General features: G+C 70.0%; 18 protein-coding genes and 4 tRNA genes. 10 read left to right on the forward strand and 12 right to left on the reverse strand.

Annotation, left to right across the window (positions count from 1 at the left end):
- The first annotated feature begins 17 nt into the window (after positions 1-17).
- The 3 genes from BK819_RS08175 to BK819_RS08185 are packed head-to-tail and all read left to right on the forward strand — an operon-like array spanning position 18 to position 2,409.
- On the forward strand, positions 18-641 hold the full coding sequence (locus BK819_RS08175) for a copper resistance CopC family protein (RefSeq protein ID WP_071328667.1): 624 nt from the start codon (positions 18-20) through the stop codon (positions 639-641).
- Positions 642-652: 11 nt separating this feature from the next.
- Positions 653-1,183: a copper chaperone PCu(A)C gene (locus BK819_RS08180; protein WP_071328668.1), complete on the forward strand. Its 531-nt coding sequence runs from the start codon at positions 653-655 to the stop codon at positions 1,181-1,183.
- A complete protein-coding gene (locus tag BK819_RS08185) occupies positions 1,183-2,409 on the forward strand; it encodes a Dyp-type peroxidase (RefSeq protein WP_071328669.1) in 1,227 nt (408 codons plus the stop codon). The genes BK819_RS08180 and BK819_RS08185 overlap by 1 nt, the downstream gene beginning before the upstream one ends.
- A gap of 128 nt (positions 2,410-2,537) precedes the next feature.
- Here BK819_RS08185 and BK819_RS08190 read toward each other — a convergent pair whose 3' ends face one another.
- From BK819_RS08190 to BK819_RS08210, 5 genes are all read right to left on the reverse strand, one after another.
- A complete protein-coding gene (locus BK819_RS08190) occupies positions 2,538-2,867 on the reverse strand; it encodes an ATP-dependent DNA ligase (RefSeq protein WP_071328670.1) in 330 nt (109 codons plus the stop codon).
- Positions 2,868-3,038: 171 nt separating this feature from the next.
- The gene (locus tag BK819_RS08195; RefSeq protein WP_071328776.1) at positions 3,039-3,320 is read right to left on the reverse strand and encodes a hypothetical protein; all 282 of its coding nucleotides are present in this window, start codon (positions 3,318-3,320) and stop codon (positions 3,039-3,041) included.
- 253 nt (positions 3,321-3,573) lie between these two features.
- Positions 3,574-3,648 (reverse strand) — tRNA-Val (locus BK819_RS08200).
- Positions 3,649-3,675: 27 nt separating this feature from the next.
- A tRNA-Cys gene (locus BK819_RS08205) sits at positions 3,676-3,746 on the reverse strand.
- A gap of 52 nt (positions 3,747-3,798) precedes the next feature.
- A tRNA-Gly gene (locus tag BK819_RS08210) sits at positions 3,799-3,871 on the reverse strand.
- A gap of 151 nt (positions 3,872-4,022) precedes the next feature.
- Between BK819_RS08210 and BK819_RS08215 the strand changes: the two genes are divergently transcribed.
- Positions 4,023-4,095: transfer RNA gene (locus BK819_RS08215), tRNA-Val, on the forward strand.
- A 53-nt stretch (positions 4,096-4,148) separates the two neighbouring features.
- Here BK819_RS08215 and BK819_RS08220 read toward each other — a convergent pair.
- Together BK819_RS08220 and BK819_RS08225 are read right to left on the reverse strand one after the other, a co-directional pair.
- Entirely contained in the window at positions 4,149-5,813 is a 1,665-nt protein-coding gene (locus BK819_RS08220) for an alpha-amylase family protein (RefSeq protein ID WP_071328671.1), read from the reverse strand.
- Positions 5,810-6,775, reverse strand: a complete 966-nt coding sequence (locus BK819_RS08225; protein ID WP_071328672.1) for a TIGR03885 family FMN-dependent LLM class oxidoreductase — start codon at positions 6,773-6,775, stop codon at positions 5,810-5,812. The genes BK819_RS08220 and BK819_RS08225 overlap by 4 nt, the downstream gene beginning before the upstream one ends.
- 103 nt (positions 6,776-6,878) lie before the next feature.
- On the opposite strand from BK819_RS08225, the gene BK819_RS08230 reads away from it, so the two are divergent.
- Together BK819_RS08230 and BK819_RS16785 are read left to right on the forward strand one after the other, a co-directional pair.
- Positions 6,879-7,304: a GIY-YIG nuclease family protein gene (locus BK819_RS08230; RefSeq protein ID WP_071328673.1), complete on the forward strand. Its 426-nt coding sequence runs from the start codon at positions 6,879-6,881 to the stop codon at positions 7,302-7,304.
- A gap of 112 nt (positions 7,305-7,416) precedes the next feature.
- Positions 7,417-7,590: a hypothetical protein gene (locus tag BK819_RS16785; protein ID WP_177173807.1), complete on the forward strand. Its 174-nt coding sequence runs from the start codon at positions 7,417-7,419 to the stop codon at positions 7,588-7,590.
- Positions 7,591-7,648: 58 nt separating this feature from the next.
- On the opposite strand, the gene BK819_RS08235 is transcribed toward BK819_RS16785, so the two are convergent.
- The 4 genes from BK819_RS08235 to zapE form a co-directional block, all read right to left on the reverse strand.
- Positions 7,649-8,035: an SPW repeat protein gene (locus BK819_RS08235; RefSeq protein WP_060922080.1), complete on the reverse strand. Its 387-nt coding sequence runs from the start codon at positions 8,033-8,035 to the stop codon at positions 7,649-7,651.
- Between the two features lie 82 nt (positions 8,036-8,117).
- Entirely contained in the window at positions 8,118-8,741 is a 624-nt protein-coding gene (locus tag BK819_RS16980; RefSeq protein ID WP_371259831.1) for a type II toxin-antitoxin system PemK/MazF family toxin, read from the reverse strand.
- Positions 8,738-9,976, reverse strand: a complete 1,239-nt coding sequence (locus tag BK819_RS08245) for an ammonium transporter (RefSeq protein ID WP_025103552.1) — start codon at positions 9,974-9,976, stop codon at positions 8,738-8,740. Before BK819_RS08245 ends, BK819_RS16980 begins: the two co-directional genes overlap by 4 nt.
- Before the next feature lie 134 nt (positions 9,977-10,110).
- Positions 10,111-11,148 carry a cell division protein ZapE gene (gene zapE, locus BK819_RS08250; protein WP_071328674.1) on the reverse strand — a complete coding sequence of 346 codons (1,038 nt, stop codon included), beginning with the start codon at positions 11,146-11,148 and terminating at the stop codon, positions 10,111-10,113.
- A gap of 144 nt (positions 11,149-11,292) precedes the next feature.
- On the opposite strand from zapE, the gene BK819_RS08255 reads away from it, so the two are divergent.
- Entirely contained in the window at positions 11,293-12,186 is an 894-nt protein-coding gene (locus BK819_RS08255) for a sulfurtransferase (protein ID WP_071328675.1), read from the forward strand.
- A gap of 18 nt (positions 12,187-12,204) precedes the next feature.
- Positions 12,205-12,636 carry a SufE family protein gene (locus BK819_RS08260; RefSeq protein ID WP_071328676.1) on the forward strand — a complete coding sequence of 144 codons (432 nt, stop codon included), beginning with the start codon at positions 12,205-12,207 and terminating at the stop codon, positions 12,634-12,636.
- Here BK819_RS08260 and BK819_RS08265 read toward each other — a convergent pair.
- Positions 12,620-13,777 carry a S9 family peptidase gene (locus BK819_RS08265; protein ID WP_071328677.1) on the reverse strand — a complete coding sequence of 386 codons (1,158 nt, stop codon included), beginning with the start codon at positions 13,775-13,777 and terminating at the stop codon, positions 12,620-12,622. The two genes, BK819_RS08260 and BK819_RS08265, sit on opposite strands and share 17 nt — an antisense overlap.
- 25 nt (positions 13,778-13,802) lie before the next feature.
- On the opposite strand from BK819_RS08265, the gene BK819_RS08270 reads away from it, so the two are divergent.
- Both BK819_RS08270 and BK819_RS08275 read left to right on the forward strand, forming a co-directional pair.
- Positions 13,803-14,384 carry a DUF3000 domain-containing protein gene (locus BK819_RS08270; protein WP_071328678.1) on the forward strand — a complete coding sequence of 194 codons (582 nt, stop codon included), beginning with the start codon at positions 13,803-13,805 and terminating at the stop codon, positions 14,382-14,384.
- The gene (locus BK819_RS08275; protein ID WP_071328679.1) at positions 14,377-15,570 is read left to right on the forward strand and encodes an HRDC domain-containing protein; all 1,194 of its coding nucleotides are present in this window, start codon (positions 14,377-14,379) and stop codon (positions 15,568-15,570) included. The genes BK819_RS08270 and BK819_RS08275 overlap by 8 nt, the downstream gene beginning before the upstream one ends.
- Positions 15,571-15,593 lie beyond the last annotated feature (23 nt).

Below are 15,593 nucleotides of genomic sequence, written 5' to 3' on the forward strand. Positions count from 1 at the left end.
TGAAGAGAGGCTCTTCCATGTCCCCTGTCCGCAGATTCGCGGCCGGGGCGGTGCTGGCGGCTGTCGCGATCCTCGCGACGGCAGCGCCGGCGACCGCCCATGACCAACTCATCGAGAGCAGCCCTGCCGACGGGGAACGGCTCGACACCGCGCCCGTCAGCGTCACGATGACGTTCTCGGGCGAGCTCCTCGTCCTCGACGAGTCGACCGCCGGGGCCGTCGTCCTCGTCGTCGACGCGGAGGGTGAGGACTGGGCGACCGGCGAAGTGGAGGTCCGCGGACGGAACGTCACCGCTGCCCTCCTGCCCGACATGCCGGACGGCGGGTACCAGGTGCGCTGGCAGGTCGTCTCCGAGGACGGGCACCCGATCGCGGGGATCATCCCCTTCGCGATCGGAGACGCCGTTCCGCTGGAGTCGACCGGGAACCCGGGGCCGACCGCGTCCGCCCCGAGCGGATCGTCGACCGCATCGGATCAGAACGCAGACGAGACGGGCGATCCGATCCGGGTCCTGCTCGTCGGCGGGTCAGGGGCGGCAGTCGCCGTCGCCGTCTTCGCCGTCCTCCTCCTCATCCTCCGCCGCCGTCGCGCGGCCGCCGTGGCGCCGGAATCCGGCGACGACACGGCAGAGAACTCCTGAAAGGCATCATCATGAACACTCGCACCTCCCTCCCCCGCCTCGGCGCGGCGATCGTCCTCTCGCTCCTCGCGCTCACCGGGTGCACCGCGCCCACCGCCGAAACGCCGACCAGCGCCCCCGCCGGTGAGGTCCTCCGGATCGACGACGCCTGGGTCAAGTCGGCCGATGAAGGCATGTCCGCGGCTTTCGGCGTGCTCGTCAACGAGGGCGAGGAGGACGTGACGGTGACATCGGTCGCCTCCGCCGCCTCGCCGATGATCGAGCTGCACGAGACCGTGGAGAACGAGGCCGGGGAGATGGTCATGCGGGAGATCGCCGGAGGTTTCGTCGTCCCCGCCGGCGGCCGCGTCGCCCTCGAGCCCGGGGGGAATCACATCATGATGATGGACCTCTCCGAGCCTCTGGAAGCCGGTGACGAGATCGCTTTCACCGTCACCCTGTCGGACGACTCCACGTTCGAGTTCGCCGCGCCGGTGAAGGACTACTCCGGCGCGAACGAGAACTACGACGGCGCGGACGACCACGAGGGCATGGACCACTGATGTCCGCGCGCGTCTCGGGCGCGCGCACCGGCCGCACCGGCTCGACCCGGCGGCAGTTCCTTCTCGGAGGGGCTGTCGCCGGTGTCGGGGCCGCCGTCGCGGTCGGGGCGGACCTCGCCCTCACGCGAGCGGACACGGAGGCTCCCGCGGCCCGTGCTCCGCTCAACGGCTCCCTCACCGTTCCGTTCCACGGCGTCCATCAGGCCGGGATCGACACCCCCGCCCAGGCGCACGGCTCGTTCGTGGCGCTCGATCTCCGGCCGGAAGTCGACCGCGACGGACTTCGCCGGCTCCTGCGTATCCTCACGGACGATGCGGCGCGGCTGACCCAGGGACGCGGGGCGCTGGCGGACTCCGAGCCGGAGCTCGCCGTCGCCCCCGCCCGGTTGACCGTCACGTTCGGCTTCGGCCCGGCTCTCGTGGCACGGGCCGGCGGCAGCAGTCCGTCCTGGCTCGCTCCCCTGCCCGCCTTCCGGGTGGATCGCCTGCAGCCGGGGTTCAGCGAGGGAGACCTGCTCCTCCAGCTCGCCGCCGACGATCCCCTGACGGTCGCGCACGCGCAGCGCATGCTCCTGAAGGACGCGCGCGGCTTCGCGACCGTCCGGTGGATCCAGCAGGGCTTCCGCCGCGCGCACGGCACCGAGCGACCGGGGACGACCATGCGCAACCTCTTCGGGCAGGTCGACGGGACGAGCAACCCGCAGCCGGGAACCGACGACTTCGACCGGGTGGTCTGGAGCGATGACGGCTGGCTGGCCGGCGGCACGGGCATGGTCCTCCGCCGCATCCGCATGGACCTCGACGCGTGGGACCGCCTGGATCGCGGAGGCCGTGAGGCCTCGGTGGGGCGGACGCTCCGCGACGGTGCGCCGCTCACGGGGACGTCGGAGTTCGACGAGCCGGACTTCGACGCGACGACGGCCATCGGGTTCCCCGTCATCCCGGCGTTCGCGCACATCCGGCGCGCTCGCGGTGACGGCACGGAACGCATCTTCCGCCGGGCGTACAACTACGACGAGCGCCCGGCCGGAGACGGCGTCTCCGAGTCCGGACTGCTCTTCGCCGCGTTCCAGGCCGACGTCGCGCGGCAGTTCGTCCCCATGCAGCAACGGCTCGACGAACTCGACCTGCTCAACGAGTGGACCGTCCCGATCGGATCCGCCGTGTTCGCCGTGCCCCCGGGCTGTGCGGAGGGCGGCTACATCGGGGAGACGCTGCTCGACTGAGGTGCGGGCTCAGAGGGGTCCGCGTCGCCGCGCCGCAGCGACGGCGAGTCTGAGCCTCGCTGCACCACGTCGGGACGCCTCCACTTCGCCTCGCGGAGGGGGCGTCCCGACTGTCGCGGCCCGGTGGCCTACGACACGTCCAGATTCTTGGTGACGGCGCTGCCAGCCGGCTCCGGCACGAGATACAGGCCGTTCGGCGAGTTGGCGGTGTACGCCAGCGCGTCGACCCAGGCCCGATTGACCTCCGGCTGACGGCTCCCCACGTACTTGAACACCATGGAGCTCCCGGCATGGATCCAGACGGTGATCCGTCCGCCCCCGATGCTGGCGTCCTCCTTCCAGGTGTACGGGAAGGGCTCGCCCCGCCGCAGCTTCGCCGTCATCACCAGCTGCAAATGTCGCAGCGCGCGGTCTTCGACCTCGACCTTGGTGCTTCCTTCGTAGATGAACCTGCCCATGTCCGCCCTCCTGAGGTGATCGCCACGAAATCTCGTCCCACGGAAGAGCGATCGTCGATCGCAGGTGGTGATGTCGGTCCACCCTGTCATCGGCACCACCCCGTGGGGCCGAAGACGCCGATGTGCGGACGGGAAACGAACAGATCGTGCGAGTGGTGTCCACTCTCGGAGTCACCCCTCCACCGGCTGGACGGCGTTCCCCCAGACCCAGCAGCGGTACGTGCGCTCGCCGGCACGGAACTCGATGCCAGCCGCGAGCGGAGTGGAGCGGACGATCTTGGCCTCCACGCGGATCGCCTCCGGGCCGAACCGCACCCACGCCCGCACCCGCCGCTGGAGCGCGTGCGGATAGACGGTGACGGCGGACTCACGCAGGGCGAGCTCGCGATCGGACAGGGACTGCAGGGGGCCGCGGCGTGCGGCGGCCTCGATGGCCTGATGCTGCGACCGCATGTCATTGTACGCGGAGAGCGCGTGACCCGAGTTCCCCACACCGGCTCCTTCCTCCGGCCTCGTCCAGGATACCGATATTCGAACACATCTTCGAACTCGATCCCGGCGGCACCGAAACGCAGATTCGCACCGAGGTCGCAGAGCTCTGCCGTGAGGCTGCGACCGCGCGCGGATTTGCGACCCTGCGCGAGGGAGGAGCGGGGGGAACGGCGTGCGGGGAAGAAAAACCCCCGGCAGAACCGGGGGTTTCAGGTGGTGCGCGATACTGGGATCGAACCAGTGACCTCTTCCGTGTCAGGGAAGCGCGCTACCGCTGCGCCAATCGCGCCCGTTGGGGCTATTCAGTTTTCCCGTGAGGTGGCGACGGGATTCGAACCCGTGTAAACGGCTTTGCAGGCCGGTGCCTAGCCGCTCGGCCACGCCACCGTGTGGATTGACCCCACGTGCCGCCGATCTTCGAGAAGATCTACTGCACTCGAGCGGATGACGAGACTCGAACTCGCGACCCCAACCTTGGCAAGGTTGTGCGCTACCAACTGCGCTACATCCGCATTTCGTTCCCGGTTGTCCCGGGCACTTATGAAACATTAGCCGATGATCCGCGCTCCGCCAAACCCGTGGCGAATCTCGCGCGTGTCTCCCGGACTGGTCATCCGAGCGCTTTCCGGTCGGGTAGTATCGGTTGACGTACCCCACGGGTATGGGCGATTGGCGCAGTTGGTAGCGCGCTTCCTTCACACGGAAGAGGTCATCGGTTCGAGTCCGGTATCGCCCACAGAATCCCTTCGAAGGCCCCGGTCATCCGGGGCCTTCGGTGTTTCCGGATCGTCACAGGACCCTGCCGTCCCCCGGGCGCAAGACCCGCAGCCACCGATAGCCGTACGCGGGAAGCTCCAGCTCCACCCCGCCGTCGTCGTCGAGGGGCACGCGCCGCGCGTCGAGGAGGTCGACCAGGGTCGTACCCGCGGGCTCCTCCCCCAGCCGGAACCGCGTCGTCGCCGGCCGTTCGGCGAAGTTGTGGACGGCGATCGTGAGCCCGACATCGGCCTCCAGGGAGTGCACCAGCAGGGCGTCCTGCGGCTGATCGATGACGCGGAACATCCCCCACCCGAGCTCCGGAGACACCCGGTAGCGCGCGGTCAGATCGCGGATGAAGTGCAGCAACGACCCCCGGTCCTCGAGCTGCGCGACGGCGTTCACGTGCGCCGGGGCATAGCCGTCCGTCGGCACCGGCGCGACCAGGCGAGAGGGACGCGCATCGGAGAAGCCGCCATTGCGATCCGCCGACCACTGCATCGGCGTCCGAACGGCCTGCCGTCCCTCGATGGCGATATTCTCGCCCATCCCGATCTCCTCGCCGTAGAACAGCACCGGCGTCCCGGGGAGGGTGAAGAGCAGGCTGTAGGCCATCCGGATCCTCCGGGGATCGCCCTCCAGCATCGGCGGCAGCCGTCGGGTGATCCCGCGCCCGAACACTCGCTGCCTCTCGTCCGGCGCGAAGGCCTCGAAGACCTCCTGGCGCTCGGCCTCGGTCAGCTTGTCGAGGGTGAGCTCGTCGTGGTTTCGGAGGAAGTTCGCCCACTGCACCTCCGGTCCGAGAACCGGGCGGGCCGTGAGCGCTTCGATGAGCGGCGCGGGGTCGCGGCGAGCGAGCGACAGATAGAGCGCCTGCATCGCCACGAAGTCGAACTGCATGGTCAGCTCATCGCCGTCCGCGCCCCCGAAGTACGCCCGCTGCTCCTCGTACGGCAGGTTGACCTCGCCGAGCAGGATCGCCTCGCTGGACCGACGCTGCAGGAAGCGTCGCATATCCCGCAGCAGCTCGTGCGGGTCGGGGATGTCGGCCGTCTTCGGGACCTCGAGGAGGAACGGCACGGCGTCCACCCGGAAACCCGAGACGCCGAGCTGCAGCCAGAATCCGATCACCTTCGCGATCTCGTCCCTGACCACGGGGTTGGCGATGTTGAGGTCGGGCTGGTGCTCGTAGAAGCTGTGCTGGTACCACTGCCCGGACTTGTCGTCCTTCGTCCAGATCCCGTCGGCCTGCCCGGGGAACACCGTGTTCTTCTGGCCCTTGGGCGGCGCATCGTCCCGCCACACGTAGTAGTCGCGATAGGGCGAGTCGACGCTCCGGAGCGCCGCGCGGAACCACGGGTGACGGTCGGAGGTGTGGTTGACGACGAGGTCGACGATCACGCGGATGCCGCGGTCGCGGGCGGTGCGGATCACCTCCACGAGGTCGCCGTGGGTGCCCAGGCGAGGGTCCACGCCGTAGAAGTCGCTGACGTCGTAGCCGTCGTCGAGGTCGGGAGAGGGGTAGAACGGCATGAGCCACAGGCACGTCACGCCCAGCTGTGCCAGATAGTCGATCCGCTGCGCGAGGCCGCGGAGGTCGCCGACGCCGTCGCCGTCCGCATCCAGGAACGTCTCCACGTCGAGGCAGTAGACGACGGCCGTCTTCCACCACAGGTCGCTCGTGTCGGTGATCTTCATGTGCGCTCTCTCAGGGCGGGCAGGATCTCGGACGCGGCCGCCTTCAGGAACCCGGTCTGCTCGCGGCCCACGTGGTGCAGGTAGATCCGGTCGAAGCCGACGCCGACGAGCTCCGCCAGTCGTCCCGCGAGGGAACGGGCGTCATGATCCACGAGGACCGCCGCGCGCAGCCCCGCCTCGTCGACCTCGCCCACCGCCGCGTCGAAGTCCTCCGGCTGCTCGATGTTCCACGCAAGCGGCGGGGTGACGACTCCCTGCCGCCACTGCTCCTTCGCGGTCGCGTACGCCTCGGCGTCGTCGGCGCCCCAGCTCACGTGCGTCTGCAGGATGCACGGCCCCTGTCCCCCGGCCGAGCGGTAGGCCTCGACCACCCTCCGGAGCGCGGACGGCTCCTGGGCGACGGTCGCGAGCCCGTCCGCCCACCCGGCCGCCCACTCCGCGGTCTCGGCGCTGACCGCGGTGGCGAAGAGGGGTGGCGGCTGCGCCGGCCGGGTCCAGATCCGCGCGCGGTGCACGCGCACGAGACCGTCATGGTCGACCTCCTCTCCGGCCAGCAGCCGGCGGATCACGTCCACGCTCTCGCGCAACCGCGCGTTCCGGACGTCCTTGGCGGGCCAGACGTCGCCGGTCACGTGCTCGTTCATGGCTTCCCCGCTGCCGAGCGCGGCCCAGAACCGCCCGGGGAACATCTCCTCCAGCGTCCCGAAGGCCTGCGCGACGATCGCCGGATGATATCGCTGTCCCGGCGCGTTGACCATGCCGATCGGGAAGCGGGTGCGGGCGAGCGCCGCGGCGATCCAGCTGAACGCGAACCCCGACTCCCCCTGCTCCGGCAGCCACGGGGCCAGGTGATCGGAGCACATCGCCCCGTCGAAGCCCGCCCACTCCGCGCTGACGACCGCATCGAGCAAGGCGCTGGGCGGGATCTGCTCGTGGGAGGCGTGGAATCCGATGAAGACCATAGGCCGAGTCTGGCAAGGGACGACGCTCCGCGGCAGTGGTTGACAGGAGCGCCGGCTGCTGCCAGATGGCGGCGATGTCCGAGGGACGACGTACGCTGCTCCGGTGCCGAAACCCCGCCTTCTCCCCGGACCCTGCCCGCTGTGCGGCGGTCTCGCCGGGCTGCGGACGGACGACGCCTGGCACTGCGCGCTCTGCGACTGGCGCTACGGGGACTCCCCCGACCCCGACCTGCCGTTCCCGCGGATCGACGTCGTGTACTACCTCCGTTACGACCGCAGGGTGAAGATCGGCACGAGCAGGCAGCCGCGGCGCCGCCTGGCGAGCATCCGTCACGACGAGCTCCTCGCCTTCGAACAGGGCGACCGGGTGCGCGAACAGCAGCGTCACCGCGAGTTCGCCTCTGCGCGCGAAGGCGGCGAGTGGTTCACGCTGACGCCTGAGATCCGCGCGCACATCGCGGTCCTGCAACAGGGCGGCGACCCCTGGCACCAGTACGCCCGCTGGATCAGCGCCGCTCTCCGGGGCTGATCGCGCCTATCACTGCGCGTCCGATCGCACCAGGGGATCCCGTCCTCCGCCGAGGGCGGGCAGACTCGCCTGCGAACGGGCGCACCCGGCGCCCCGCGTGAGAGGACAGGACATGAACGGACGAGAGAACATCCCCGCCGACGACGTCAGCGCGCAGGATCCGCTCGCCGGCGACGGGAGCGGCGACCCGAACAGCGACCGCCAGTTCCTCCAGGACCTGCCTCCCGCCCAGGTCGACACCGAGCAGCAGCAGGAGCATCAGGCCGAGGCCGACGCCGAGGAGTAGCCCTCATGACGAAGGGGCGGCCGGATCGGATCCGGTCGCCCCTTCGTCTTGTCCCGCGTCAGGCGGTCGCCGCCCGTCCGCGCGTGCTCTGCGGCTGCGGCTGGGAGAACAGCACGACGACGATGACGGCGGCACCGACGACGACGTGCGGGAGCCAGACGTTCAGCGCCTCGTCCGCGAAGCCGAACAGCCACGGCGACAGGGCGAGGAAGAGGCTCGCGACGATGTCGAAGACGAGGTGCACGGGCATGGGGATCAGACCGAACGGACCCCACTCGTACTTCGTGAAGAGGCTGTAGACGATGAGGCCGATGCCGAGCACGATCGGGATGACGACGGGGGCTCCACCCATGCCGGCGAAGCCGAAGAGCCAGGGCGCGGCGATCAGAGCGATCCCGACGACGTAGTCGAGAACTCCATGGACCTTGGTCGGGATGAAACGCATGATTCCTCCTTGGGTGCCGCCGGCGGCGACTCACAGGAAGGTTCGGAGCCCCGCGTCGATCGGATGGGAACCGGCGCCGGTCTCAGCTCTGCGCCCACCCGTATCGCCGCTGGAGCGCCGCCGCTACTCGTGCGTACCGGGTACGATCCAGGGCCGCCGCCTCCCGGCGGAGACCACGCTCGTGGACGCTGTAGAGCTGTTCGATGTCGACCCACGACTCGCGGCCCTGCCCGTCCCACTCCCCGCTCCCGATCGAGAGGTAGTCTCGGTCGCCGTCATGCGGCCTGCTGGTCATCCGCACCGCGTACACCCGCTCGGACGACTGCCGTCCGATCACCAGCACCGGTCGGTCCTTGCCCCGGCCGTCGTTCTCCTCGTACGGCACCCAGGTCCAGACGACCTCGCCCGCATCCGGGGCGCCGTCCCGCTGCGGAGCGTAGGCCACGCGGACGGCCGGCATGCGCCCGGCATCGAGCCGCACGGTCTCGGTGCCGCGCGTTCTCCCCGGCTCCGCCCCGGAGTCCACCACGGTACCGGACCGCCGCTCGCGTTCCTCGGCCGTCCGCAGACGCGCGTCCGGGCGCCGCGGACCGGGAGAGGTCCGCGACGCCCGGGAGGAGCCCACTGCTCGGCGCAGGAGGTCCGTCAGTGTCTTCAGGATGCCGTTGCTGGTCGTGCCCCACACGGTCACCCTAACCGTCGTCACGCGTTCGCGAGAGCGTAGCCCTCCTCGCCGTGGACGACCTGGTCGACACCGGCGATCTCGTCCTCGTTCGTGATGCGGAATCCGATCGTCTTCTGGATCACGAAGCCGATCACCCAGGCGACCACGAAGGAGTAGATCAGCACGCCGGCCGCGGCGATCACCTGGACGGCGAGCTGGCGGGCGTCGCCGCCGACGAACAGGCCGGTGCCGGTGGCGAAGAAGCCGAGGTACACGGTGCCGATGAGGCCGCCGACGAGGTGGATGCCGACAACGTCGAGCGAGTCGTCGAACCCGAGGCGGAACTTCAGCTCCACGGCGAGGGCGCAGACGATGCCGGCGACCGCTCCGAGCAGGAGGGACCATCCCGGGGTGAGGTTGGCGCACGCCGGGGTGATCGCCACGAGACCCGCCACCGCGCCGGACGCGGCGCCGACCGAGGTGGGCTTGCCGTCCTTGATGCGCTCGATGAGGATCCAGCCGAGGATCGCGGCCGCGGTCGCGCCCAGGGTGTTCAGGCCGATGAGTCCGACGCCGCCCATGTCCTCGGCGAGCCACTCCGCACCGGCGTTGAAGCCGAACCAGCCGAACCACAGCAGGGCGGCGCCCAGCAGCGTCAGCGGTACGTTATGCGGCTTGAGGATGCCCTTCTGGAACCCGATGCGCTTGCCCAGCACCAGGGCGAGGGCCAGCGCCGCGGCGCCCGCGTTGATGTGCACCGCGGTACCGCCGGCGTAGTCGATCACGCCGATGCCGCTGTCCTCGCCGAACAGGGTCGTCCCGAGGTTCATGATCCAGCCACCACCCCAGACCCAGGCGGCGACCGGGAAGTAGCCGACCGTGGCGAACACGCCCGCGAAGATCAGCCAGCTGCCGAACTTCGCCCGATCGGCGATCGCCCCGGAGATGAGGGCGACGGTGATGATCGCGAAGGTGGCGCCGTACGCGACGCTGAGGAGGGCGACGTTCGACCCCTCACCCGAGGCGAGGCTGGACAGGCCGATGTCCGCGAAGGGGTTGCCCGCGAAAGCCGTCGGGCTGTCGACGGCGCTCATCGAGAAGCCGAAGAGAATCCACAGCACGGCGACGAGTCCGATCGAGCCGAAGCTCATCATCATCATGCTGACGACGCTCTTCGCCTTGACGAGACCGCCGTAGAAGAACGCGACGCCGGGCGTCATGAGCAGCACCAGTGCCGTCGCGGTGATCGCCCACGAGATGTTGCCGGGAGCATCCATAGGAAAACCTCACATCCGAAGTAGTTGAGAGCTTCAGTGTGACCACGGGCGATTTCGCCCATGCGTGAGGTTTGTTTCCCCGCGGTTACAGCCCGGCTCCGCGTGTGAACATCGCGTTACGCGGGCCTGCGGGCTTACGCAGAATGCGTGAGCGCGTTGAGCCGGGAGATGGCGCGCAGGTACTTCTTGCGGTAGCCGCCGGCGAGCATCTCGTCGGAGAACACGGCGTCGAGCCCGAGGCCCGTCGCGAGGATCGGGATCTGGGCATCGTAGACGCGGTCGACGAAGGCGACGAACCGCAGGGCCTCGGACTGGTCGGTGAGCTGACGCACGCCCCGCAGCCCCACCCGGTGCAGGCCGTCGATGAGCCGGATGTAGCGCGAGGGGTGCACCTGCGCCAGGTGCCGGATGAGGTCGTCGAACGCGTCGTCCGACACGGCGCCGTCCGCCGTTGCCCTCTCCACTGCGGCGCCGTACGCCGCGTCGTCCAGCGCCACGGCGTGACCGTCGATCGCGCGCTGCCGGAAGTCGACGCCGTCGATGCGCAGGGTCTGGAAGCTGTCCGACATCGCGTGGATCTCGCGGAGGAAGTCCTGCGCGGCGAAACGCCCCTCGCCGAGCGCGTTCGGCGGCGTGTTGGAGGTCGCCGCGAGCCGGGTCCCGGTGGGCACGAGCTCACCGAGCAGACGCGTCATGACCATGGTGTCGCCCGGGTCGTCGAGCTCGAACTCGTCGATGCAGAGCAGATCGGCGCCCTTCAGGAGGTCGACGGTGTTCTTGTAGCCGAGGGCACCCACCAGGGCGGTGTACTCGATGAACGAGCCGAAGTACTTCCGGCGCGCGGGCATCGCGTGGTAGATCGACGCGAGCAGGTGGGTCTTGCCCACGCCGAAACCGCCGTCGAGGTAGACCCCGGGCTTCAGCTCGGGCTCCTTCTTCGCCCTGCTGAACAGGCCGCCCCGCTTGACGGGGGCGCCGCGTCCGGCGAACCGGAGCAGCGTCTGCTTGGCCTCCTCCTGCGACGGGTAGGCGGGGTCCGCACGGTAGCTGTCGAACGTGGCGTCGTCGAACTGCGGCGGCGGCACCAGGCTCGCGAGCATCTCGGGTCCGCTGACCGTCGGCGTGCGCTCGGTGAGGTGGACGGTTCCGGTGCGGGTGGTCGGGTCGGTCATCACGGTCCTGAATCAGGCAACGGCCTGTGTCGAAGTCTTACGGATCGGGTCCCGGGGGCGCGCGGAGGATCTATCGTCGAAGGGACGGATCCACACTACGCCGTCCGTACCGCCCGCTCGCCCGCTCACCGCTACGGAGACCCCATGGCCATCGAGTTCGACTCCTCCTCCCCCAAGTTCGCCGAGTACGCCGAACCCGGCCGCCTGGTGACGACCGAGTGGCTCGCCGCCCACCTGGGAGAGCCCGGCCTCGTCGTCGTCGAGTCGGACGAGGACGTCCTCCTCTACGAGACGGGCCATATCCCCGGAGCGGTGAAGGTGGACTGGCACACCGAGCTCAACGACCCGGTGGTGCGGGACTACGTCGACGGCGAGGGCTTCGCCGAGCTGCTGAGCCGCAAGGGCATCGCCCGCGACGACACGGTGGTCATCTACGGCGACAAGAACAACTGGTGGGCGGCGTACGCGCTGTGGGTGTTCTCGCTCTTCGGCCACGAGGACGTCCGTCTGCTCGACGGCGGTCGTGACCGCTGGATCGCGGAGGGCCGCGAGCTCACCCGCGAGGCGACGAACCGCCCCGCCACGGAGTACCCGGTGGTGGAGCGCGACGACACGGTCATCCGCGCATACAAGGAGGACGTGCTCGCCCACCTCGGCGCCCCGCTCATCGACGTGCGCTCGCCGGAGGAGTACAGCGGCGAGCGGACCACCGCTCCCGCTTACCCGGAGGAGGGGACGCTGCGGGCCGGCCACATCCCCACCGCGCAGAGCGTGCCGTGGGCGAAGGCCGTCGCCGAGGATGGCGGCTTCAAGAGTCGCGCAGAACTCGACGCCATCTACCGTGACGGCGCCGGGCTGCAGGACGGCGACGACGTCGTGGCCTACTGCCGCATCGGGGAGCGCTCGAGCCACACCTGGTTCGTGCTGAAGCACCTCCTCGGCTTCGAGAACGTCCGCAACTACGACGGCTCGTGGACGGAGTGGGGCAGTGCCGTGCGCGTCCCGATCGTTACGGGCACGGAGCCCGGCACTGTCTGAGGTGGGAGAATGGCGGGGATGAACGCCTCCACCCTGCCCGAGACCCTCGCCGAGATCCGCGACGGATTCCTGGAGACCCCGGAATCGGACCGTCTGCTGCTGCTCCTGGAGTACGCCGACGAGCTGCCTGCCGTCTCCGACGAGGTGGCGGCGCATCCGGAGATGTGCGAGCGCGTCGCGGAATGCCAATCGCCGGTCTACATCTTCGTCGAGGTCCACGACGACGTTGTGACCATGCACGCCACGGCTCCGGAAGAGGCGCCGACGACCCGGGGGTTCGCGAGCATCCTCGTGCAGGGCCTCACCGGACTGACGGCGGACGAGGTCCTGGCGATCCCCGAGGACTACCCGCAGTCGATCGGGCTCACCAAGGCCGTGTCACCGCTGCGGATCGGCGGCATGACCGGCATGCTGATGCGGGCCAAGAACCAGGTCAGGCAGAAGCGCTGAGCCCCTGTGCCGCGAGCCACTCCGTGATGGCCGTGGTCCAGCCCTTCTCGTCGTAGTTCCAGAGCTTGGTGTGCCGGGCGACGGTGAAGCGCGGCATGGTCACGAGGTCCGGCCGCGCCTCCTGCAGGGCGTGCGAGGCGTCCGCGGGGACGAAGCCGTCGTCGTCGCTGTGCAGGATGAGGATCGGCGCCTGCAGCTCGTCGGCCCGCGCGACCATGTCCAGGCGGTCGAACAGGATGGGCTCGTCCGCACCGCTGAGCTTCGCCGTGAGCGGCAGCTGCAGCGCCCCCATCGCGAGGGCGGGCAGAGGTTCGCGGACCCGGGCGACCCGGGCCTGGAAGCGCAGCACGGTGCGCCAGTCCACGACCGGCGACTCGAGGATGATGCCCGCGATGCGATCGCGGTGGCCAGAGTTGACCGCAGCCTGCAACGACACCGCCCCGCCCATGGACCAGCCCATCAGCACGACGCGCTCCGCGCCGTGACGCAGCGCGTAGGCGATCCCGGCGTCCACGTCCCGCCACTCCGACGCGCCGAGGGCATAGGCGCCCGCTCGCGTGCGCGGCGCCTCGCCGTCGTTGCGGTAGGACACGACGAGCGTGGGCAGCCCGGCCGCGTGCAGCACCGGCACGGCACGGAGGCATTCCGCCCGCGTGGTGCCGCGACCGTGCACCTGGATGACCCAGGTCGAGGATTCCCCGGGGAAGAACCACGCGGGGCACGGTCCGGCCGGAGAGCCGATGAGCACGTTCTCCCAGCGCAGGTGCAGCTCGCTCGGCGACGTGTAGTAGCTTCCGCTGAACGATGCTCCGCGGTCCACCCGGGCTCCGGGTTCGATCTTCGTGAGGAGCTTGCGCCGCACGGTCGTGCTGTCCGCGCTGAGCACCGCGCCGAGCTTGACGTAGCCGTAGGTGCCCGTGGTGAAGAGGCCGTACCGCCCCGGCAGCTCGGTGTCGAGGGTGCGGCGGAGCTCGATCGTCTGGGCGCCGGTGTCGATCGCGAGGATCTCCGTGTCCTGAATGCGACTGCGCAATGGGATGACGACCCGGCGCGCCACCGCGATCACGAGGACCCCGACGGCAGCGCCCACAGCGAGGAGCGCGGGGACAACGATCGCAACGGCGTGCCTGAGACTCTTCATCGCCTTCCGACTCTAGCCTGTTGCCGTGACCGCACACCCCGAGGCCGGGACGCCCTTCGACGCCGCCGTCGCCGAACTGCGCGCGACCGCGTTCCGCGACGACATCGCGGTCCGTGAGATCCCCACGCCGCAGAATCTGGCCCCCTTCGCGATCGCTCTGTCCGCCGACGTCCGCCCGGGCGAGGACGGCGACTCCGTGTACGGGACCGGACGGTTCATCCTGCTGCACGACCCGCACGAGCCGGATGCCTGGGGCGGCGCCTGGCGCATCGTGATCTTCGCCCAGGCGCCACTCGAGACCGAGATCGGCACCGACCCCCTGCTCGCCGACGTCACCTGGTCGTGGCTCGTGGACGCGCTGGATTCCCGGGACGCGATCTACCACTCCCCGTCGGGCACGTCGACGAAGACGCTGTCGAAGGGATTCGGCGGCCTCGCCGACGAGGGCGATGGCGCACAGATAGAATTGCGGGCGTCCTGGACTCCGGAGGGCCCGTTCCGACCGCACGTCGAAGCATGGGCCGAGCTGGTCGGAATGCTGGCGGGGCTTCCGCCGGGTTCCGAGGGCATCGCCGTGATCGGCGCGCGAAAGGCTGTACGTGACTGAATACTCCGTGATCTCCGAAACCGAGGAGTTCCGCGCCGCCTGCGCTGCGCTCGCCGCAGGCACCGGCCCGGTCGCCGTCGATGTCGAGCGGGCGTCCGGCTTCCGCTACTCGCAGCGGGCCTATCTGGTGCAGGTGTTCCGGCGCGAGGCCGGGGTGTTCCTGTTCGACCCGCCCGCAATCGGTGACTTCGCTCCCCTGCAGGAGGCCATCGGTGACGTCGAGTGGGTGCTCCACGCCGCCAGCCAGGACCTCCCGTCGCTGCGCGAGCTGCACCTGGAGCCGACGGAGATCTTCGACACCGAGCTCGCGTCCCGCCTGCTCGGTCACGACCGGGTGGGTCTGGCCGCCGTCGTCGAGGACACGCTCGGCATCACCCTGAAGAAGGAGCACTCGGCGGCCGACTGGTCGACCCGGCCGCTGCCCGACTCCTGGTTGGACTATGCCGCGCTGGACGTGCTGCACCTCGTCGACGTCCGCGACGCCCTCGTCGCCGAGCTCGAGGAGCAGGGCAAGACCGCCTTCGCTGCCCAAGAGTTCGCCGCCACCCTGGCCCGAGCCCCGAAGGCCCCGCGCGAAGACCCCTGGCGGCGGCTGAGCGGTCTCCACCAGGTGCGCGGTGCCCGCAATCTCGCCGTCGCCCGCGCCCTGTGGGAGGCACGGGAGATGTACGCGCAGCAGCAGGACATCTCCCCCGGCCGTCTCGTTCCCGACCGCTCTCTCGTCGCTGCGGTCCTCGCCAACCCCGCCTCCAAGCAGGCTCTCGCCGGAGTCAAGGAGTTCCAGGGCCGCGCGAGCCGCACCCAGCTCGACCGCTGGTGGCAGGCGATCGTCGACGGCCGTGCCGCCGAGACGCTGCCGCGCGAGCGTGTGCCGAGCGACGCGCTCCCGCCGCCCCGCGCCTGGGGCGACCGCAACCCGGAGGCGGACGCCCGCCTGAAGGCCGCCCGTCCCGCCGTCGAGGCGGTCGCGGAGGAGCTGGGCATGCCCACCGAGAACCTCCTCACGCCCGAGTACCTGCGCCGGGTCGCGTGGGACGGCCCGGACGCCACGGCGGAAGGGATCGGTGCCGCGCTCTCCGCGCTCGGAGCCCGCCCCTGGCAGGTTGAACAGACTGCACAGAAGATCGCCGACGCCTTTGTAGAGGCGACGCAATCGCCCGACACCACGTCCGCGACCGCTTCGTAGGTTCGATCCAACCGATTCCTCCC

It is taken from the genome of Microbacterium sp. LCT-H2 (assembly GCF_001866135.1).
Classification (GTDB): domain Bacteria; phylum Actinomycetota; class Actinomycetes; order Actinomycetales; family Microbacteriaceae; genus Microbacterium.